Raw genomic sequence first — 20,238 nt, forward strand, 5'->3', positions numbered from 1 at the left:
GGGGAGGAGAACACGGCGAGCTTCAAAAAGGGAGGCGGGCACGCCCTCGGCGTGCCCGCCTTTCCCCGGTTGTGCCAGAAGGCCACCGCGCCCTCACTCCCGCGCGTCGATGATCTCCTCGGGCACGCTGGCGAGTTCGCCCCGGCGGGCCGCCCGCTTGTCCTGCTCGGCCTCCTCCACCTTCTCGTAGGCCTTGATGATCTTGCCCACCAGGGGGTGACGCACCACGTCCACGTCGGTGAACTCGTGCCAGGCGATGCCCTCGATGTTGCCCAGGACCCGCTTGGCGACCGCCAGCCCGCTCGTGACGTGTCGCGGCAGGTCGATCTGGGTCACGTCACCCGTCACCACGACCTTGGAGGAAAAGCCCATGCGGGTGAGGAACATCTTCATCTGCTCGCCGGTGGTGTTCTGTGCCTCGTCGAGGATGATGAAGGCGTCGTTAAGAGTTCGGCCCCTCATAAAGGCCAGCGGCGCCACCTCGATCACTCCGCTCGTCAGGTACGACTCGAACTTTTCCTGGTCGAGCATGTCGTACAGGGCGTCGTAGAGGGGGCGCAGGTAGGGGTCGATCTTGGCCTGGAGGTCGCCGGGCAAGAAGCCCAGACGCTCGCCCGCCTCGACCGCCGGGCGGGTCAGGATGATGCGCTTGACCTTCTTGCCCTTGAGCGCCTGGACGGCCATCGCCACGGCGAGGTAGGTCTTGCCCGTTCCGGCGGGGCCGACGCCGAAGGTGATGTCGCTGCGCTCGATCTTGTCGACGTAGACCTTCTGGCCGGGCGTCTTGGGCTTGAGACCGCGCGGCAGGTTCAGGCCGGACACCTGCGTCTCCTGGGCGAGGCTGCGGCCCTCGCTGCTCAGCCGTGCGGAGCGGAGCAGGCTCTCGGGGGTGAGTTCGCCGCCCGATCTCACGACGTCGAGGGCGTCGCGCACCATGCGCTCGGCGGCCTGCACATCGGTCTGTTCCCCGGTGATGGTGACGGTCTCCCCCCGCGCGATGATCTTGGCGGGAGTGAGTTCACGCATCCGGCGCAGGTTCGCGTCGCCCGCGCCGAGCAGCGCGAAGGCCTCACGCTGGTTAGCGAGTTGCAGGGTCGCGGACGCGCTTCCGGCGTTCTCGGCCGGGGCGCCGCCTTGGGCGGGGGTGGGCTGGCCTGGGGTGCGGTCGGTCAACGTGGCTCCTGTTCATTCGCGTGCGGCAAAGCGCACTCTCCCCCCAGCGTCTTGGTCGGGGGGAGTCGGGGAACGTGGGATCATTTCGGACGCCCGCATTGTCCGGCGCAGGGCCTGGGGGTGACGTGTGGCGACCCACAATCCGCCCGCGACCTAAGCGAAGGCTCAAAGTTCCCCCGTTCCCCCCACGGCGTGGTCCGGCCCGGAAGCCGGGCGCTAGACTGGCGGGCGTGAGTTCCCCCGACGTCCCCCGCGCCTTCCTGTACGCCGACCCGGCGGCGCATTCCTTATCCCCCGCCATGCACCGCGCCGCCTTCCGGCACGCGGGCTTGCGGGGGGAGTACACGGCGCTGCGCGTGTCCGCCGGGGAACTGGGAGAGGCGGTGGCCCGCTTGCGCGAGCCCGGCGTCCTGGGCGCCAACCTGAGCCTGCCGCACAAGGAGGCGGCCCTGGCGCACCTCGACGACCTCTCGGAAGCGGCGCGGGCGATTGGGGCGGTCAATACGGTGGTGAACCGGCAGGGTCACCTGACCGGGGAGAACACGGACGCGCCGGGCTTGAGCGCCGCGTTGGGGGAACTGGGAGTCGTGTTCGGCAGAAACGAGACTCACCCCACGAATGACCCTGTGGTCGTGCTGGGAGCCGGAGGTGCGGCCCGGGCCGCCGTCTATACCCTGCTCGGGCTGGAGCGGAACGTCTACATCGTGAACCGGACCCGAGAACGGGCCGAGGAACTTGCGAGGATGCCCGGTTTCGGGGAGGCCAAGGCGCGGGCCGCCGACCCCCACGAGCTTCCCTGGCCCGAGGTCCGCCTGATCGTCAACGCCTCCAGCGCGGGCCTGGACGCCCCCGACGAGACGCCGCTGCCCGGCTTCGACTTCACGGCCCTCGCGCCGGGGGCCCTCGTCTACGACATGGTGTACAGGCCGCGCGAGACCCGCCTGATGCGGGAGGCCCGCGCCGCCGGGGTGCGCGCGGAAAATGGCCTTTCCATGCTGGCCCACCAGGCGCGGCTCGCCTTCCTCGCCTGGACGGGCGTGGACGTGCCGACGGGGGTGTTTCTGGAGGCGCTGGAGGTCGCCCGTTGACGCGGTTGCTTCGGGCCGGGCGGGAGCTGCCGCGCCACCGCAGCATTCCGCTCGCGGTGCTCGTGCTCGTGCTGCTGCTCACGGTGGCGGCGTCGGCGCTGCTCAACCGTTTCGTGCTCGACCAGCAGCAGGCGCGCTTCGAGCGGGAGGCGGGGGCCTACACCTTCGGGTTGCGCGACCGCCTGAGCGACTACGAGAACCTGCTGCGCGCCACACGGTCCTTCTGGCGGGTGGAAGGCCCGGAGGGACCCGGCCAGGCCGACTTCGCAGCGTACGTGGGGAGCCTGGGGCTGGGGGGCCGTTACCCGGGGGTGCAGGCGGTGGGCTTCGTCCGCTGGACGGTGGGCCAGAGCGGGGCCGTGGCGAGCCCCATCACGCTGATCTCCCCCCTGAACGCGATGAACCGCCGGGCGCTGGGCTTCGACATGATGACTGAGCCCCGGCGGCGCGAGGCCATCTTGCGGGCGCGCGAGCGGGGCGCGGTGCAGGTCACCCGCCCCCTCGAACTCGTGCAGACGGACGAGGCGGGGCGTCCCCTGCCCGGGCTGCTGCTGCTGCTGCCGGTGGAGCGGGGCGGCGACCTGCGCGGCTTCGTGTACCTCGCGGTGCGCACCGACGAGTTCTTGCAAGGGCTGATCCCCGCCGACAGGGCGGGGGGCCTGAGCGTGCGCCCGCTGCTGAACGGCGAGCCCCTGCGCGGCATGCCCCTTCCCCTGGCGAGTCCGGTGGGCTTCCGGGACGTCTCGCGGCTGGAGGAGGCGGGCGCGACGTGGGAACTGCGCTTCGCCGCCCCCTTCAGCTTCGGGCGGGACGTGGCGGCGGGCGCGCCGGTGGGGGTGCTCGTGGCGGGGCTGCTCGTGGCGGGGCTGGCCTTCCTCCTCACCCAGGCGCAGGTCCACGCCCGCGAGCGGGCCGAGGTGGCGAGCCGCCGCCTCGCCCAGTCGCAGGCGCGGCTGGAGAGATCGCGCGCCGAGTTCGAGGCGATCTTCCAGGCGATGCAGGACGCGGCGGCCTTCACGGACCCCGGGGGAAACATCCGGCTCGTCAACCCGGCGCTCGCGCGGCAGTTCGGGTACGGGCCGGGCGACCTCGCCGGGCAGCCCCTCGCCCGGCTGCACCTCGACCCCCGGCTGGAAGAGAGAAAGACCTTCCAGGGGATCACCACCCCCTACCGGAGGTCGGACGGCAGCGTCTTTTCCGGCGAGACCGGGCGCAGCGAGGTCGTCGGGCCCGGGGGCGAGGTGCTGGGCCTGCTGGAGGTCGTGCGCGACGTGACCGAGCGGGTGGAGGCCGAGCGGGCCCTCCAGGCCGGGGAGCGGCGCTACCGGGGCGTGCTCGACGCGATTCCCCACATCCTGTGGGTGAGTGACCCCCGGGGCGAGACGACGTACGTGAACGCCCAGCACCGCGAGCGGCTGGGGGGCGACCCGGTGCGCTCGCGCGTCCACCCGGGGGACCGGCCCGCCTACGCCCGCCTGTGGGAGGAGGCCGAGGCGGGCGAGACACGCGCCCAGGCGGAGGTGCGGCTCGAACTCCCCGGCGCCTCCCGCTGGTTCGTGCTGCGGGTCTCCCCGGTGCAGGGCGGGCGGGGCGAGGTGACCGAGTGGGTGGCCTCGGCCACCGACATCCACGACCGCGTGACTGCCGAGCGGCTCGCCCAGCGCAACGAGGAACGCTCGCGGGGCGTCCTGGAGGGGTTGCCGCAGATCGTGTGGCTCACCGACCCGGGGGGCCAGCCCACCTACTTCAACCGCCGCTGGGCCGAGTACGTGGGGCCCGAGCGGGCCGGGGACAGCTTCCTCACCCTGCTGCACCCGGGGGACCGCGCCGAGTACAGGGCGCGCTGGGCGGCGGCGGTGCGGGCCGGGCGCCCCTTCGAGGCCGAGCACCGCCTGCTGGGGCACGGGGGCCGCTACCGCACCTTCGTCACGCGCGGCCTGCCGGTTCGCGACGCGGGGGGAACGGTCATCGAGTGGGTGGGCACAAGTACCGACGTGGACGATCAGGTTCACGCCGAGGCCGCCGCCCGGCTCCTCGCCGACGTGTCCGAGCGCCTCTCGGCGCGGGCGGAGGACCCGCTGGCGGCCCGGAGCGAGCACTACCGCGCCGCGCTCGACCGCATCACCCTGCAACTCGCGGAGAGCGCGGCCCTGTGGGGGGCGCCGCCGGGGGCCCGGCCGCTCGCCACCTCGCGGGTGGGGCAAAGCTGGTCGGCGGCGGAGGTGCAAGACGCCTTGGGCGGCCTGGTGGCGGACGTGGCGCGCGAGGGCGAGGAGCGCCTGCTGCGGTCTCACGCCCTGTTGCACGAGGTCGGGGCGAGCGGGGCGGGCCTCTACCCCCTGACCGGGCGCGACGGCTCGGTGCGCGGGGTGCTGGGGCTGACCTTCCGGCAGGAGCCCACCGAGCGCGACCACGACCTCGCCCTCGAACTCGCCAAGAGATTTGCCACCGCCCTCGACAACGACGCGCTGCGCGCCCAGGCGGAGGCCGCCCGCGCCGACCTGGAGGCCCTCAACCTGTCGCTGGAGGAACGGGTGCGGCAGCGCACGATGGAGTTGCAGGAGGCCAACCGCGAACTGGAGGCCTTTTCGTACTCCGTCTCGCACGACCTGCGCACCCCGCTGCGGCACATCGTGGGCTTCGGCGACCTGCTGCGCAAGGAGGTGGGAGACGGCCTCTCGCCCAAGGGGGAGCGGTACCTCGGCGTGATCACCGACGCGGCGGCCCGCATGAGCCGACTCATCGACGACCTGCTCGCCTTCTCGCGGATGGGGCGTCAGGAGCTGCGCCGGGGGCCGGTGGACCTGAACGCCCTCCTCGCCGAGGTGTGGGCGGGGCTGGAGCCCGACCGCTCGGGCCGCGAGATCGTCACCCGCTTCGCGCCGCTGCCCACCGTGCAGGGGGACGCGGGGCTGCTCGCGCAGGTGTTCTCCAACCTGCTCGGCAACGCGCTGAAGTACACCCGGACCCGCGAGCGGGCGGAGATCGAGGTTTTGAGCGAGGTGCAGGGCCAGGAACTCACCCTCACGGTGCGGGACAACGGGGTGGGCTTCGATCCCCGCTACACGGATAAACTGTTCGGCGTGTTCCAACGCCTGCACCGCGCCGAGGAGTTCGAGGGGACCGGGATCGGCCTCGCCAACGTCCGCCGCATCGTCACCCGCCACGGGGGCCGGGTCCACGCCGAAGGGATGCCCGGCGAGGGCGCAGCCTTCCACGTCACCCTGCCGCTGGAGGCCCCCGCCCCGGCCCCCGAACTGGACCGCGCGCCATGACCGGTTCCGCCACCGACCGCTCGCTGCCCGTTCCCGGCCAGCCGCTCAGACTCCTCCACCTGGAGGACAACGAACTCGACCATGAACTCGTGATCCTGCACCTGGAGGGCGACCTCCCCTGGCCCGTGGAGGTCGAGCGGGTCGAGGACGAGCCGGGCTTCCTGGCGGCGCTCAGGACTCACCGCCCGCACCTGGTGCTCAGCGACTACGCCCTGCCGAGCTACGACGGCCTGAGCGCCTTCCACGCCGCGTACGCCTTCGACCCCCACCTGCCCTTCATCATCGTGACGGGCGCGATGGGCGAGGAGGTCGCGGTGGACACCCTGCGCCAGGGGGTCACCGACTACATCCTCAAGCAGCGGCTGGAGCGGCTGGCCCCCAGTGTCAAGCGCGCCATCGCCGAAGCCGACGCCCGCGAGCGCCGGGAGCGCGCCGAGCAGGAGGTTCGCGAACTCAACCTCTCGCTGCAAGCCCGCCTGGAGGAGGTCGAGCGGCTGCGCCGTATAGCCGAGGGCCAGCGCCAGCGCCTGGAAACCCAGGCCCGGCAACTGGAGGAGGCGCTCAACCTCCAGAAGACCTTCCTCGCCGAGACGAGCCACGAGCTGCGCACGCCCCTCACCGCGCTGCTGGGCTACCTGCGCCGCGCCGAGCGCGAGGCGGGCGGCTCTCAGACCCTGAGTGACGCCCAGCGGGTCGCCGAGAACATGACCCGATTGGTCAACGACCTGCTGCAACTCTCGCGCGGCGAACTGGTGCAGGGGATCGAGATGCACTTCATCAACGTGGGCAACATCGTCCGTCAGGTCGGGCGCGACTACGGGGTCAAGGCCACGGCGCCCGACGCGGAGATCGTGGGCGACCCGGGGCGGCTCACCCAGGTCTTCGTGAACCTCGTCAGCAACGCGATCCGGGTCTGCGGCAGCCCGGGGCTCGTCCACATCGAGGCGGACCGCCGGGGGGACCACGTCCAGATCTGCGTGGTGGACCACGGGCCCGGCATTCCCGACCACATCAAGCCGCGCATCTTCGACAAGTTCTACCGGGGCAAGGAGGCGGGCTCGGCGGGGCTGGGCCTCACCATCGCCCAGCAGGTCACCCACGCCCACGGCGGCACCATCGACGTGCTCGACACGCCGGGCGGCGGCGCCACCTTCCGCGTCAACCTGCCCCTTCCCGACGAGGACGAGGACGAGGACGACCTGGGCGACTTCCAGGCGGTGGGGGCGGACGACCTGGGAGCGTGAGGGGGCGGGCCGCGCACCTTCCGCACTCGCGCTAGCCTGTCCGCATGGCCGACTCCCTGAAAAAGACCATGCACGTCACCTGGCTCGGCGAGCAACGCTACGTCGGCGTCAGCGAGAGCGGGCACCAGCTTCTGATCGACAACAGCCCCGTCAAGGTGGGCGTCTCCCCGATGGAGGCGCTGCTCGGGGCACTGGCGACCTGCACCGCCTACGACATCGTCGAGATCATGAAAAAGCGCCGCACGCCCCTGACCGCCTACCGCATCGAGGTCGAGGGCGAGCGCGCCGAGACGGCGCCGAAGCGGTACACCCGCATCACCGTGCGCCACGTCGCCAGCGGCGAGGGCCTGACCGAGGACGCGCTCAGCAAAGCCGCGCACCTCAGCCACGAGAAATACTGCTCGGTGGCGGCGACCCTGAACAGCGAGATCACGCTGGAGACGCGGGTGGAGTAGGAGAAGGAGGGTTGTTGTCCCCCGTGGGTGGGGTGGGGAGTGGCCGGTTTGCCCCCCTCCCAACCTCCCCCACAAGGGGGGAGGGGCAATAAGAAGACCCCGGCGGCATCTGTGCGTTGTTAAAGACAGGGAAGCTCGCCTCTTCCGGGTCACGGCAGAGGGCGTTTTCTCAGCGTAGAGGCGAGCTATTCCTCACACGGCCCTATGTTTTTAACTCCTCCCCCCTTGTGGGGGAGGTTGGGAGGGGGGAATAAACGCAACCGCCCCCCAGCGCCCCCAACCGCCCTATTCCTCCTCCTGTGCCGCCTTCGCCTTCTGCGCCGCCTCCCGCTGGGCCCGAATCTTGTAGACCTTGTGCATCTGGTCCAGCTCGCCCGTGCACGGCTGCTGGGCGCTCAACGGCAGCGCGCTCCCCCGCTCGTCGAGCTTGATGCACCAGCGCGCGGCGAACATCTTCTTGGCGGCCTTGAGGGCCGGGCCCGACCCCTCTCCCCCGTTCTGGAAGAAGGTGACGACGGCGAAGTTGGGGTTATTCAGCGGCCCGTAGCCCTCGTACCAGGCGTGGGTGTAGGCGTAGTTGTAGCGCCGGGACAGGCCGTTTTCCGCCGTGCCCGTCTTGCCGCCCGTGCGGACGGGGAAGAGCAGCGGGCCGACCTCGTGGCGGGCGGTGCCGGTGCGGATGCTCGTCACCCAGGACATGCCCTCCTTGACGAATTTGAAAATTTCGGTGTTGCCGCCTCTCACCACGCTGACGGCGGGCTTGCGGGGCACCGGCTCGTCTCCCACGGCCTTGAGGACCGTGAGCGGACGCTTCATCCCGTCGTTGATGATCGTGGACATCACCGAGATGAGCTGGGCGGGCGTGACGAGCACGTCCCCCTGGCCGATGCTCATGTTCAGGCCCGAGCCCTCGTACCAGGGGTGCTCGGTCGTGGTGTAGTCGTCCCGGTCGGGCACGTCGCCCAGCTTCTCGCCCACGAGTTCGAGGCCGGTGGGCGAGCGGAAGCCGAGTTCGGTGGCGCGGGCCTTGAGCTGCCGGGAGTACGCGGTCGGGCCCGCCTTCACCGCCGAGGTGTAAAACCACGGGTTGCACGAGAAAGCGATGGCCTTGCGCCCGTCCACCGGCCCCAGGCTGTACGAGGCCCAGTTGCGGAAGGCCGCCCGCCCGAAGTAGTACACCGGGGCGCAGTTCGTGGTGAAGTTGCCCCACTTCTCGACGAAGGCGATGGTCGAGGCGAGCTTGAACACGCTCCCGGGGTTGTACGCCTGGACCACCCGGTTGCTCGTCACGGCATCGAGCGCCGCGTCCTTGCGGCCCGGGTCCACCGCCCAGCGTTTGGCCGCCGGGTCGGGGCCGGGCACCCGCGAGAACCAGTTGGGGTCGAAGGTGGGGCTGCTCGCCATCGCCAGCACCTCGTTCGTGCGGGGGTCGATGGCGATGACGGCCCCCCGCGCGTAGGGGTCGGGGCGGCCCCCGTGCAGCGAGCGGCCCCGGTTCACGTCGGCCAGCCCCTCGCGCAGCACGGATTCGGCGGCCTGCTGGAGGGTGCTGTCGATGGTGAGGGTCACGTCCTGCCCCTGGCGCCCGGGGTCGATCACCCGCTCGGTGAGGGGCCGCCCGTTCGCCGTCACCTCGCGGCGGCGCAGGCCGTTCACGCCCGCCAGCACCCGCTGCTGGCTGTACTCCAGCCCGGAGACGCCCACCATGTCCCCGACCGTGTAGCCCTCCTCCTCGACCTGGCGTTTGTTCGCCTCCAGCACGTACCCCAGGAGGTGCGCGGCCATCTTGCCCTCGGGGTAGACGCGTTCCACCCGCTCGCGCAGTTCCAGGCTGGGCACGAGGACCGTGTACTCGTACAGGGCGGCGAGTCGGTCCTGCGGGATGTTGCGGGCGAGGACCGTCTCGGTTTCCTTTTCCGGGTCGGGCTCGCGCGGCTGACCGTTCACGAGGTCGCCCGGCTTGACTCCGGCGATGGCCTGAATCCGGTCCCAGGCGGGAATAGCCTCCTTCGAATCCTCCGGGTGGCGGCGCCCCGTGTACACCAGATCGACCGCGAGGCGGTTGGTGGCGAGGAGCACCCCGTCCCGCGTGCGAATCTCGCCGCGCAGGGCCCGCACCACCTCGTCGCGCTGGAAGTTGCTCGCCGACTGGACCGCGTACTGGTCGTGCTGCAAGACCTGAAGCTGGAAGAGCCGCCCGCCGAGCACCGCCAGCCCCAGGCTGAAGCCCAGCGCCATCAGCCGGACGGGCAGAGCCCCGGCGGCCGAGGGCTCGCCCGTCCGGCGGCGTCCCCCCGCCCGGCGCCGCAGCCGCGAGCGGCGGTCGAGGGCGTTCCCGGCGCGGCTCATCCGAGCCCCCGCTGTGACCCCGCGCGCGGTCCCAGCCCCCAGCTCACCACGCGCTCCCACAGGGGATAGGCGATCAAGGTCGTCAGGAAGGCGAGGGGCACCGTGCGAATCAGGGTTTCCACCGTCACGAGATTGGACCGCAGCCAGTAGGTCAGGATCAGGAAGGCGAGCCACTGCCCCACCGTGGCGGCGAGCACCGTCACCGCCGCCTGAATCGCCCCCGAGCCCGCGACGAGGCGCCGGACCGCCAGCACGAGGAGCACCCCGCCCGCCACCCCCGCCGCGTGCAGGCCGAGGGCTCCCCCGCCGAGCACGTCCTGGGCGAGCCCCACCCCGTAGGCGGCCAGGAGCGCCGCCTGGGGACGCAGCCGCCACACCAGCGCCACGCCCGTCAGCAGGAAGAGGTTGGGGGGCGGCACGGGCGAACCGCCCAGCAGCCGGGAGAGGGCGCCCTGCACGACGACCAGGAGGAGCGCGTAGAGGACGTACAGCACCGGGCGGCCCGGGCGGCCGACGGAGACGGAGGGCAGACGGGCGCGGGTCACAGCCCCTCCAGCAGGGTCACGTCCTCGACCGCGCCCACATCCACGGCGGGCCTGACGATCACCGTGCGGTTCACGTCGTTGGGCCCCAGGGGCAGCACCCGCTCGACGGTGCCCACCCGGATGCCCACCGGGTACACGCCGCCCAGGCTGCTCGTGACGAGCACGTCCCCCGGCTTCACGGGCACGCTGCGCGAGAACTGGGCGCGCAGGCGGTCGGGCGGCAATCCCACGGCGAGGCCCCGCCCGCCCCGGCTTCCCTCCAGCGTCACGCCGACGCTGCTCTCGGGGTCCACGAGGCCGATCACCGTCGCCCGGTTCCCGCTCACGCCGACGACCTGCCCGACGAGCCCGGCGGGGACGATCACGGGCATCCGCACCCGCACCCCGTCCCCGCTGCCCCGGTTGAGGGTCAGGCGGGCGAGCAGCGGGCTGGGGTCCACCGCCACGACCTGCGCGAGGCCGACTGCGTTGGGCGCCAGAGTCGAGCGAATCTGCACGACCTGCCGCAGCCGGGCCACCTCGCGGGCGAGGAGTTCGTTGCGCTGGGTGAGGGCGTCGTTCTGGCGCCGGAGCGACTGGACCTCGCCCGCCAGGTTCCGTTCCTGCACCACGTTCGTGTAGGCGCGGCGCACGTTGTCGGTGACGGCGAGCACGACCCGGGTGATCGGCGCCGTCGCCGCACTCAGCGCCGTGGGCGCGACGACCTGGAAGCGGGTGGCGACCATGCTCACGAGCAGGAGCGCCGCGTACAGCAGCAGCAGTTCCCTGAATCCCCTCACAGCGCCCCGCGCACCTCTCTCACCCCTGCGGCCTCCCCCCACACCGTCACGCCCACCCCGCGCAGGAGGCGGATCACCAGCCCCAGCGGAAAGCCCACCACGTTCGAGTAGTCCCCCTCGATCCGGGCCACGAGCGCCATCCCGAGTCCCTGGATGCCGTACCCGCCCGCCTTGTCGAGCCCCTCCCCGGTGCGGGCGTAGTGATTGATTTCGGCGTCGGTGAGTTCGCGGAAGGTCACGTCCGTGCGCTCGACCCCGCCCGCCGTTCCGCTGGGGGAAACGACCGTAACTCCGGTGTAGACCTGATGGGTGCGGCCCGAGAGGTGACGGAGGAAGGCCCGGTTCTCCGCCTCGTCCACAGGCTTTCCGAGCAGGGCGCCGTCTGCCGCGACGACGGTGTCGGCGGCGATGATCACCGAGCCGGGATACTCCCGCGCGACGGAGGCCGCCTTGAGGGCCGCGAGGTCCCCCGCCAGCCGCGCCGGGTCCGTCTCTGGGCTGCTCTCGTCCGCGCCGCTCACGACGACCCGGAACGGCACGCCGAGGTTCGAGAGGAGTTCGCGCCGCCGGGGGCTGCCCGAGGCGAGGATCACGTCGGGTGTCACGCTAGTACCCCGCCCCCGTCCGCTCGCCTGCCACCAGGGCCACGCCGCCCGAGGTGCCCAGCCGGGTCGCGCCCGCCTCGATCATCAAGCGCGCGTCCTCGGGGGTGCGGACGCCGCCCGCCGCCTTGATGCCCGCCCGCCCCGCGATCACCTCGGCCATCAGCCGCACGTCCTCCACGGTCGCGCCCCCCGTCCCGAAGCCCGTCGAGGTCTTCACGAGGTCGGCCCCGCCCAGGACCGCCGCCTCGGTCGCCGCGCGCTTCTGCTCGTCGTCGAGGTAGCAGGTCTCGATGATGACCTTGAGCACCGAGTCGGGAATCGCCCGCCGCACCGCCCGCACGTCGGCCTCCACCGCGTCCCAGTCGCCTTCCAGCGCCGCGCCGATGTGGATCACCATGTCCACCTCGTCCGCGCCCGCCTCCACGCTGAGCCGCGCCTCCACCGCCTTCTGTTCGCTGAGGGTCGCGCCCAGGGGAAAACCGCACACGGTCGCCACCTTCACGCCGGAGCCCTCCAGCTCGGCGGCGGCGAGGGGGACGTAGACCGGGTTCACGCACACGGCGTAGAACCCATGCTCGCGCGCCTCGGCGCACAGGAGGCGGATGTCGGCGGGTGTGGCGGTCGCCTTGAGAAGCGTGTGGTCGATGTAGGGGGCGAGCTTCACGCGCTCAGAATACGCGCTGGGGGCTAAGAAACGTAAACGAGACTTCACACGGCAAGCTCAACCTGAACGGCCCGGCCCGACCTTCCGCTACCCTCTGGATATGACCCAGGCTGCTCCCCCCCTCACCCCCGGCGAGCTCTTCCCCAGCTTCGTCCTGCCCGACGCCGACGGGCGCACCCACCGCCTCGGCGACTACGCGGGCCGTTACGTGGTGCTCTACGCCTATCCCAAGGACGACACTCCAGGCTGCACGAAGGAGGCGTGCGACTTCCGCGACAGCGCCCTGCTCAAAGCCCACGGGGCCGTCATCCTGGGCGTGAGCCGCGACGACGCGGGGAGCCACCGCGCCTTCGGGGAGAAGTACGGCCTGCCCTTCCCCCTGCTGACCGACGAGGACGCCGCCTTTCTGAAGCTGGTGGGCGCCTACGGCCCGAAAAACAGCTTCGGGAAGGTGACCGAGGGCGTGCGGCGGGCCACCTTCCTGATCGGCCCGGACGGGCGCGTGGTGCAGGTCTGGCCCGCCGTGCAGGTCGAGGGCCACGCCGACGCGGTTGCCGCCGCCATCGACGCCGACCGGCAGGGGCGCGATGCCTGATCTGGAGGCGCTGAAGGAGCAGGCCGCCGTCCCCGCCGCCCTGCTCGTCGAGAGCGGGATGCGGGTGGGCCTGGGCACGGGCAGCACCGCGAAGTACGCGATCCTCGAACTCGGGCGGCGGCTCGCGGCGGGAGAGGTGCGGGGCGTCGTGGGCGTGGCGACGAGCGACGCCTCGGAGGCGCTGGCCCGCGACCTCGGCATCCCGGTCGAGCCCCTCGACCCCCGGCCCCTCGACCTCGCCATCGACGGGGCGGACGAGATCGACCCGGGCCTCAACCTGATCAAGGGGCTGGGCGGCGCCCTGCTGCGTGAGAAGCTGACCGAGGTGCAGGCGCGGCGGCTGGTCATCATTGCCGACCACACCAAGGTCGTCTCGCGGCTGGGGGAGAAGGCGCCCCTGCCCGTCGAGATCGCGCGCTTCGGCTTCCTCTCGACCATCGAGCGGCTGCGGGCCCTGGGGCTGGGCGGGCGGCTGCGGCAACCCGGGGCCCAGCCTTTTGTGACCGACAACGGCAACTACATCTTCGACGCGGCGCTCCCGCAAGCTTTCGACCCCGCCACGCTGGAGCGGCAGGTCAAGGGGACACTGGGTGTGGTGGAGACGGGCTTTTTCCTGGGGATGGCGGAATTGGCCTTCGTCGCCTCGCCGGAGGGGGTGCGGGAGGTGCGTGGGCGTTGAGGGGTGAGGCTTGAGCCGCTTGCGGGGACCCGCGCGGCGGCGTCACCTCTGGCTGGGGGCCTTCCTTTTCGCCGCCCTGCTCGCCGCCTTCGCCATCAACTCGCCCGCCGCCCTGCGGCTGCTCTACCCCCGAGCCGTCGCCGAGGTCGCCGCGCTGCCCCCCGCTCCCGGCTACCGCGCTGGGCAGCGGGTGCTGCTGGTGAGCCCCCACCCCGACGACGAGTCGCTGTGCTGCGCGGGCAACCTCCGGCAGGCTCTCGCCGCCGGGGCGCAGGTCTACATCGTGTGGCTCACGAACGGCGACGGCTTCGAGCTGGACGCGGCCCTGCTCGAACGCACGCCCAGGCCGAGGGGCCGCGCCGCCCAGTCGCTCGGCACCGTCCGCATCGGCGAGGCCACCCGTGCCGCCGCCGTGCTGGGGGTGCCCGCCAGCCACCTGTTCTTCCTCGGCTACCCCGACGGCGCCCTGCTGCGGATGCTGCGGGCCAACTCCACCACACCCACCGTCTCCCCCCACACCGGGGCGACCCGGGTGCCCTACCCGCAGGCCCTTTCCCCCGGCGCCCCCTACACCGCCGCCAGCCTCCGGCGCGACCTGACCACCGTCCTCGACGGGGTGCGGCCCGACGTGGTGCTGCTGCCCTCCACCCACGACTTCCACCGCGACCACCGGGCGACCAGCCTGGTCACGGCCCAGCTCCTCGCGGCACGCGGCCAGACAAACCGCGCACGCCTCTGGATCGTCCACGGCGGCGCCGAGTGGCCCGTTCCCAAGGGCCTGCACGAGGGCTTCCCCCTCCTGATTCCCCCGCGCGGGCGCCACCTTGCCTGGACGCGCCTGGACCTCACCGCCGCACAGCAGGACACCAAGCTCCGCGCCCTCCAGGCCCACGCCAGCCAGATGGAGGTGATGCCGCGCTTCCTGAAGGCCTTTGTGCGCGAGAACGAACTGATCACGCTGCCGGAGGCGGGGAGGTAGGGGGAGGGGTCGAGGTTGCTGTGCAGGTGCAGGCCAAGCAGAGTTGGCGGGCGGAAGGTGGGGTTAGGGAGGGGAGTCGCGGGCGGGCACCCCCTCCCAACCTCCCCCCTCAAGGGGGAGGAGCAAAAAGAGCCGAAGCCTTCGCGCTTCTTAAAACGCGGACCCCGACGCCCTACAGGAGCACGCCGCATCAACGCTCCTGGCCCACGACCACGTCGGCTCGCGCAGCGAGACGGTGGGCCCGCAGACAGGACGCGACAAGATCACACCTTGCGTTCAGAAGAACCCGACCCCCCGCGCTGCCCGTGTCTCCTTGCCGAGCGCAGCGACAAGCTCCCCCTGCCCCCCTGGGGGTAGGGGGCAGGGGGGTGGGGGTAACTGGAGCAAGACACCCTGCCCCACGAAACAACGAACCTCACCCCTCCAGCCGCCGAAGCTGTTCCTCCAGCACCCCCGCCTCCCGCGTCGGCAGGTCGCACGCGTGCCCCACGCACACATAGGCTGTCCCCCCCCCGGGTCGCCCCTCCAACACCGGCAACCCCTCCCCGCGCTCGGCAGGCGCCAGCGCCGCGAAGGGCAGCGGATGCCGGGCGACCACCCTCTCCAGCGGCGCCCGCTCGCCCGCCGCCCCGATCAGCGCCACCTCGACGTGCGGCGCCCCCAGGAAGGCGGCGGCCTGCCAGAGCCCACCGAAGCCCCCCGCAGCGGCCAGCATGTCGCTCCGGTACGTCAGCACCGTCGCTCGCGCCAGCCGCTCGGCCTCCTCGTCCCCGAAGTAGCGCCCCACCCGCAGCCCGAGGAGCGCGGCGGCGGCGTTGTCGCTCAGGACGGCGGAGTCGAACCCCTGCGCCTGCCGGGTGAGCAGCGTCTCGGCCCGGCCCCCCGTCGAGCGGAAGAGGCCCGCCTCCTCGTCCCAGAAGTCGCGGCGCAGGGTCTCCCACAGCTCCCGCGCCCAGTTCAGGTGCGCGAGGTCACCGCCCGCCTGGTACAGCGCAATCAGGCCCAGGGCGTACAGCGCGTGATCTTCCAGCAACCCCTCGACCCGCGCCACCCCGTCCTTGAAGGTATGGGAGAGGGTGCCGTCTTCGAGCCGCAGCCTCTCCCACACGAAATCCGCGTTGCGGCGGGCTAGCTCCAGGTAGTGCGCCTCTCCAAGAATTCGCCCTGCGTCCGCGAAAGCCGCGAGCGCCAGGCCGTTCCAGGAGGTGAGCACTTTGGTATCCGTGCCGGGCTGGGGCCGGGCCTGCCGCGTGGCGAGCAGGCGGGCGCGGGCGGCGTCTAGCCGGACGGTGAGGCTTTCCTCGGACTCCCCCAGATCACGGGCCAGCGTGCTGACAGGCGTGGGCACGTGCAGGACGCTCCGCCGCCCCACCTCCGGGCGGTGGGGGTCCTCGAAGTTGCCCCCCTCGGTCACCCCGTACACGCGCAGCACGAGGTCGGTATCCGGCCCCTCGCCCAACACCTCCCGAATCTCGGTGGGCGTCCAGGTAAAGGTCAGGCCCTCGACCCCCTGGGTGTCCGCGTCCTGGGCGGAGTAGAACCCTCCCTCGGGCGACAGCATCTCCCGTTCCAGGTAGGCCAGGGTCTCACGGGCCAGCCGGGCGAACTCCTCGTCCTCGGTGTACTGGTAGGCGCGCAGGAGGGTCCGGGTGAGCTGCGCGTTGTCGTAGAGCATCTTCTCGAAGTGGGGGACCAGCCAGCGGTCGTCCACGGAGTAGCGGTGGAAACCGCCGCCGAGCTGGTCGTAGATGCCGCCCCGGCCCATCATCCGCAGGGTGTGGAGGGCCATGTCGCGCCCACCCGGCTGGGTGAGCAGGAAGTCGAGGGTGGTCGGCGCGGGGAACTTGGGCGCCCGGCCGAAGCCCCCCCAGTCGGCGTCGAACACGCGGCGGAGGTTCGCCACACCCCGGCGCAGGAAGTCGGCGGGGAGGTCGGCCTCCCCCTGACCTGGGCGGGGGCGACTCGCCTCACGGACATGTTCGGTGAGGGCCTGGGCGTTGCTCAGCAGCCCCTCGCGGCCCTCGCGCCAGGTGTGGGCGACGCTGGCGAGGAGACGGCGGAAGCCGGGCATTCCGTAACGGTCCACGGGCGGGAAGTAGGTGCCCGCGTAGAAGGGCTCGCCGTCCGGGGTCAGGAAGACCGTCATCGGCCAGCCGCCCTGCCCGGTGAGGGCCTGGGTCGCCGTCATGTACACCGCGTCCACGTCGGGGCGCTCCTCGCGGTCCACCTTGATGTTGACGAAGTGCTCGTTCATGAACTCGGCGGTCTGCGCGTCCTCGAAGCTCTCGTGGGCCATGACGTGACACCAGTGGCAGGTGGAGTAGCCGATGGAAAGCAGCACGGGCACGTCCCGGCGCCGCGCCTCGGCGAGGGCTTCGGGGCCCCACGGCCACCAGTCCACCGGGTTGTCGGCGTGCTGGAGGAGGTACGGGCTGGACTCCTGGGCGAGTCGGTTCATGGGGGCAGGCTAGCGGGGCCCGGGGGCCGCGTGTCACGGTCAAGTCTCAAAAAGGCGTGGAATAGACCACACATCCGGCTCATGGCGCCCGCGCGGCACAATGTCGTCGTATGGCCCAGCTCGACGCACAGACGGACCCCGCGACCGGCCCCATCGAGCAGCCTGTGCGCGTCCGCGCTGGCTTTTCCCTGACCTTCGACGTCAAGTACCCCACGCCCATGCTCTTCGTCGTGCAGCCCAAAGACCGCCTGGGGGCCACCGGGACCCGCCAGCGCCTCCTCGACGAGCGGCCCCTGGGAGAGGCCCGGGGCATCCACACCTACACCGATCTGCACGGCAACCTGATCTGGCGCACGCTCGCCCAGCCGGGTCAGGTCGTGGTCGGGCACGACCTGATCGCGGAGGTGACCCGCCACCCCGACCCGGTGCTGCCCGGTCTCCGCAAGCACCTCGTCGAGGACCTGCCCGACGAGACCATCACCTACCTCCTGCCGAGCCGCTACGTGGACAGCGACCTGATCAGCGGCGAGGCGTGGGAGCGTTTCGGGCACGTCCAGGGGGGCTGGGCGCAGGTGCAGGCGATCTGCGACTTCCTGCAAGACGAGTGCGTGTACGGGTATGGCAGCAACTCGACCACGACCGCCAAGCAGGCCTTCGACAGCAAGCGCGCGGTGTGCCGCGACTTCGCGCACATGGGCGTCGCCTTCTGCCGGGCGCTGAACATCCCCGCCCGCTACGTCTGCGGCTACCTCCCCGACATCGAGTTCGACTCCGGCGACGTGCCGATGGACTTCCACGCCTGGTTCGAGGCGTTCCTCGACGGGCAGTGGCGCACCTTCGACGCCCGGCACAACAAGCCGCGCATCGGCCGGGTGCTGATCGCCCAGGGCCGCGACGCCAGCGACGTGGCCTTCACCACCACCTTCGGCAACGCCCGCCTCACGCGCATGACAGTCTGGGCCGACGAGGCCCGCCCCGGCGAGACGCTCGACGACGAGCCCGCGCCGCGCGGTGTCTGAGGTGGGCGGGGACGCTCCTCAGCCCCCGCGCAGGCCCGAGAGCAGCCGCTCCACGTCCTCGACCGTCGTGTAGTGGGCGATGCTGGCCCGCACCACCCCCTCCGGGTAGAGCCCCAGGTCCCTGAGGGGCTGCACGGCGTAGAAGTGCCCCGCCGCCACGTCCACCCCCTGCCGGGTGAGACGGTCGGCGGTCTCCGGGGGCGCCTCCCCCTCCACCCGGAAGGCGACGGCCCCCATCCGTCCTTCCATCGTCCGGGGCCCGTAGACCGTCACGCCGGGGGTGTCCAGCAGCCCGCCCAGCAGCCGCCCCGCCACGGGCCGCTCCAGTTCCCCGATGCGGGCCGAGGCCGTCTCCAGCGCCGCTCGGGTCAGCGCCTCTCCCCCACCGAGTTCGCGTAGGTAGTCGAGGGTGCCCAGCCACCCGGCGAGCAGCTCGAACTGCGGCGTGCCGTACTCCAGGCCGGTGATGTCGCCCTCGGGAACGAAGCTCAGGCGGGGCCAGGGCAGCGTGGGGCGCAACTCCGGGTTCACCCACAGGGCGCCGAGGTGCGGTCCCCAGACCTTGTAGGGGCTGAAGGTCACGAAGTCCGCCCCCCACGCCCGCACGTCGGGGAAGCAGTGGGGGGCCGTGTGAACCGCGTCCACGACCGTCCACGCCCCCGCCGCCCGGACCTGCGCCGCGACGGCGGGTACGTCCACCGCCACGCCCAGCACATTGCTCGCCCCCGTGACGGCCACCAGCCGGGTGCGGGGGGAGAGCAGCGGGGCGAGGTCATCCCCGTGCAGCCGCATCTCCGGCAGCCGGGCGTGCCACACCTTCACGGTCACGCCCACCCGCTCCAGCTCGCGCCAGGGGCTCGCGTTCGCCTCATGCTCCAGACCGCTGAGGATCACCTCGTCGCCGGGGCCCCACAGCCGGGCGAAGGCCGCCGAGAGCCGGAAGGCGAGGGCGGTCGCGCTCGGGCCCAGGGCCACGTCCTCGGGATTCGCGTTCAGGAAGAGGGCGGTGCCCTCCCGCGCCCGGTTCTTGAGGACGAGCACGTCCCGGCCTGGCAGGTGGCCGGGCATAGCGTTCGTGGCGCCGTAACGGGTCAGATGCTCGGTGATCGCCACAATGGACCGGGTGGGCAGCAACCCTCCCGCCGCGTTGTCGAGGTACGCACGGCCCGAGGCAAGGGGCGGGAACTGCGCCCGGAGGGCGGCGGGGTCGGGAGCGGTCAAGGTCATGGGGGCAGTTTATGGCTGATGGGAAGCACCCTTCACGCCGGTGGACCGGTCCCCTGTCCAGCCGCCCGAGACACAGGAACCACTCGACCGAAGCAACGCGCCGGAGCCCTCCCCGTCCACCCATGCCACCATCGGCACCCGCGAATGGCACGCCTCGCCTCCGCGCGCCGCCGAAGGGGGCGTCCAGCACTCGGCCCACCCGCGCGGAGGACAACCCCTGCTCGCGTCTGCATTACTCTTGTCCCCGTGATCGACCTCATCGCCCGCAAGACCCCGCCCGCCGGACTGCGGCCCGCCCTGCGCGCCAGTCTTACGGCGGCGATGCGGCACTTCGGGGTGGAGGACCGGGAGGTGACGGTGGTGCTCGTGGGCGACCGGGCGATTCAGGCCCTCAAGCGCGAGCACTGGGGCGAGGACGCGCCGACCGACGTGCTGAGCTTCCCCACCTGGGAGCCCGGCGACCCCTTCATGCCGCCGCACCTGGGGGACATCGTCATCAGCCTGGACACGGCGGGGCGGCAGGCGGGGGCACGCGGGCACTCCCTGACCCGCGAGGTCGCCCTCCTCGCCAGCCACGGCCTAGCCCACCTCGTCGGGCACGACCACCCCCACGCCGAGGGCCTGGGCTTCGAGGAGGGGGCGACGGGGCCCGAGTGGCAGGTCTTCCACGACGCCTGGGAGGCCGCGCGAACGGCCCTGCCCCCCGAGGCGTGAGCCCGGTCGAGTGAGGTCAGGCGGCTCGGCCCTCTCGTGGCGCCGTTGGTGGCGCTCGGCGGGCTTCGCGTGGGCGGGGCTCGTCTACAGCTACCGGGTGCAGGCCAACTTCCGCATCGAGGTGTGGGCGGGGGTGCTGGCCCTCGGGCTCGCCGTGTTCCTGCGCGCTCCCCTCGCCCCCATCGGGCTCGCGTGCGCGCTGGTGCTCAGCCTCGAACTCCTGAACACGGCGCTGGAGGCGCTCGTGGACCTGGCGAGCCCGGGCCTGCATCCCCTCGCCAGGGTCGCCAAGGACGCGGCGGCGGGCGCGGTGCTCGTGGCGAGCCTGGGGGCACTCCTCGTCGGGGTGACCGTGCTGGGGCCGCCGCTGCTGGCCCTGGTTCGTTGAGG

At 72.1% G+C, this 20,238-nt stretch carries 18 protein-coding genes; 10 read left to right on the forward strand and 8 right to left on the reverse strand.

Translation table 11 applies throughout. The features are described from left to right. Nucleotides 1–93 precede the first annotated feature (93 nt). The gene (locus DAETH_RS08580) at nt 94–1,173 is read right to left on the reverse strand and encodes a PhoH family protein (protein ID WP_264774482.1); all 1,080 of its coding nucleotides are present in this window, start codon (nt 1,171–1,173) and stop codon (nt 94–96) included. Between the two features lie 230 nt (nt 1,174–1,403). Here DAETH_RS08580 and aroE point away from each other — a divergent pair, with 230 nt between their 5' ends. From aroE to DAETH_RS08600, 4 genes are read left to right on the forward strand one after another with little or no spacing between them, the layout of a single operon-like run. Beyond that, a complete protein-coding gene (gene aroE / locus DAETH_RS08585; RefSeq protein ID WP_264774483.1) occupies nt 1,404–2,261 on the forward strand; it encodes a shikimate dehydrogenase in 858 nt (285 codons plus the stop codon). Then, complete coding sequence (locus DAETH_RS08590) at nt 2,258–5,536, forward strand: PAS domain S-box protein (RefSeq protein ID WP_264774484.1); 3,279 nt, start codon at nt 2,258–2,260, stop codon at nt 5,534–5,536. The genes aroE and DAETH_RS08590 overlap by 4 nt, the downstream gene beginning before the upstream one ends. Beyond that, a complete protein-coding gene (locus DAETH_RS08595) occupies nt 5,533–6,780 on the forward strand; it encodes an ATP-binding response regulator (protein ID WP_264774485.1) in 1,248 nt (415 codons plus the stop codon). Before DAETH_RS08590 ends, DAETH_RS08595 begins: the two co-directional genes overlap by 4 nt. 56 nt (nt 6,781–6,836) lie before the next feature. Then, on the forward strand, nt 6,837–7,235 hold the full coding sequence (locus tag DAETH_RS08600) for an OsmC family protein (RefSeq protein WP_264777417.1): 399 nt from the start codon (nt 6,837–6,839) through the stop codon (nt 7,233–7,235). A gap of 285 nt (nt 7,236–7,520) precedes the next feature. On the opposite strand, the gene DAETH_RS08605 is transcribed toward DAETH_RS08600, so the two are convergent. Genes DAETH_RS08605 through deoC form a run of 5 tightly spaced genes read right to left on the reverse strand, consistent with a single transcriptional unit; the run spans nt 7,521 to nt 12,177 of the window. After that, nucleotides 7,521–9,584, reverse strand: coding sequence for a peptidoglycan D,D-transpeptidase FtsI family protein (locus DAETH_RS08605; protein ID WP_264774486.1), 2,064 nt, complete (start codon nt 9,582–9,584; stop codon nt 7,521–7,523). Further along, nucleotides 9,581–10,129 (reverse strand): rod shape-determining protein MreD, encoded by a 549-nt coding sequence (locus tag DAETH_RS08610; protein ID WP_264774487.1) that lies wholly within the window; start codon nt 10,127–10,129, stop codon nt 9,581–9,583. The genes DAETH_RS08605 and DAETH_RS08610 overlap by 4 nt, the downstream gene beginning before the upstream one ends. Beyond that, nucleotides 10,126–10,908 carry a rod shape-determining protein MreC gene (mreC, locus tag DAETH_RS08615; protein WP_264774488.1) on the reverse strand — a complete coding sequence of 261 codons (783 nt, stop codon included), beginning with the start codon at nt 10,906–10,908 and terminating at the stop codon, nt 10,126–10,128. The genes DAETH_RS08610 and mreC overlap by 4 nt, the downstream gene beginning before the upstream one ends. Next, nucleotides 10,905–11,513, reverse strand: a complete 609-nt coding sequence (locus tag DAETH_RS08620; protein WP_264774489.1) for a Maf family nucleotide pyrophosphatase — start codon at nt 11,511–11,513, stop codon at nt 10,905–10,907. The genes mreC and DAETH_RS08620 overlap by 4 nt, the downstream gene beginning before the upstream one ends. A gap of 1 nt (nt 11,514) precedes the next feature. Next, nucleotides 11,515–12,177 (reverse strand): deoxyribose-phosphate aldolase, encoded by a 663-nt coding sequence (deoC, locus tag DAETH_RS08625; RefSeq protein ID WP_264774490.1) that lies wholly within the window; start codon nt 12,175–12,177, stop codon nt 11,515–11,517. Between the two features lie 100 nt (nt 12,178–12,277). Between deoC and DAETH_RS08630 the strand changes: the two genes are divergently transcribed. From DAETH_RS08630 to DAETH_RS08640, 3 genes are read left to right on the forward strand one after another with little or no spacing between them, the layout of a single operon-like run. Continuing rightward, nucleotides 12,278–12,772 carry a peroxiredoxin gene (locus DAETH_RS08630; RefSeq protein ID WP_264774491.1) on the forward strand — a complete coding sequence of 165 codons (495 nt, stop codon included), beginning with the start codon at nt 12,278–12,280 and terminating at the stop codon, nt 12,770–12,772. Then, the gene (gene rpiA, locus DAETH_RS08635; RefSeq protein ID WP_264774492.1) at nt 12,765–13,451 is read left to right on the forward strand and encodes a ribose 5-phosphate isomerase A; all 687 of its coding nucleotides are present in this window, start codon (nt 12,765–12,767) and stop codon (nt 13,449–13,451) included. The genes DAETH_RS08630 and rpiA overlap by 8 nt, the downstream gene beginning before the upstream one ends. A 10-nt stretch (nt 13,452–13,461) precedes the next feature. Then, a complete protein-coding gene (locus DAETH_RS08640; protein ID WP_319993709.1) occupies nt 13,462–14,430 on the forward strand; it encodes a PIG-L deacetylase family protein in 969 nt (322 codons plus the stop codon). A 415-nt stretch (nt 14,431–14,845) separates the two neighbouring features. Here the strand turns inward: DAETH_RS08640 and DAETH_RS08645 are convergent, their stop codons facing one another. Then, nucleotides 14,846–16,888 carry a thioredoxin domain-containing protein gene (locus DAETH_RS08645; RefSeq protein WP_264774493.1) on the reverse strand — a complete coding sequence of 681 codons (2,043 nt, stop codon included), beginning with the start codon at nt 16,886–16,888 and terminating at the stop codon, nt 14,846–14,848. A gap of 110 nt (nt 16,889–16,998) precedes the next feature. Between DAETH_RS08645 and DAETH_RS08650 the strand changes: the two genes are divergently transcribed. Next, nucleotides 16,999–17,907 carry a transglutaminase-like domain-containing protein gene (locus DAETH_RS08650; protein WP_264774494.1) on the forward strand — a complete coding sequence of 303 codons (909 nt, stop codon included), beginning with the start codon at nt 16,999–17,001 and terminating at the stop codon, nt 17,905–17,907. A gap of 18 nt (nt 17,908–17,925) precedes the next feature. On the opposite strand, the gene DAETH_RS08655 is transcribed toward DAETH_RS08650, so the two are convergent. Next, nucleotides 17,926–19,134, reverse strand: a complete 1,209-nt coding sequence (locus DAETH_RS08655) for a cysteine desulfurase-like protein (RefSeq protein ID WP_264774495.1) — start codon at nt 19,132–19,134, stop codon at nt 17,926–17,928. Between the two features lie 246 nt (nt 19,135–19,380). On the opposite strand from DAETH_RS08655, the gene ybeY reads away from it, so the two are divergent. Beyond that, complete coding sequence (gene ybeY / locus DAETH_RS08660; protein WP_264774496.1) at nt 19,381–19,848, forward strand: rRNA maturation RNase YbeY; 468 nt, start codon at nt 19,381–19,383, stop codon at nt 19,846–19,848. Nucleotides 19,849–19,858: 10 nt separating this feature from the next. Continuing rightward, on the forward strand, nt 19,859–20,236 hold the full coding sequence (locus DAETH_RS08665) for a diacylglycerol kinase (RefSeq protein WP_264774497.1): 378 nt from the start codon (nt 19,859–19,861) through the stop codon (nt 20,234–20,236). Nucleotides 20,237–20,238 lie beyond the last annotated feature (2 nt).

Origin of the sequence: Deinococcus aetherius, assembly GCF_025997855.1 — a bacterium.
GTDB lineage: Bacteria > Deinococcota > Deinococci > Deinococcales > Deinococcaceae > Deinococcus > Deinococcus aetherius.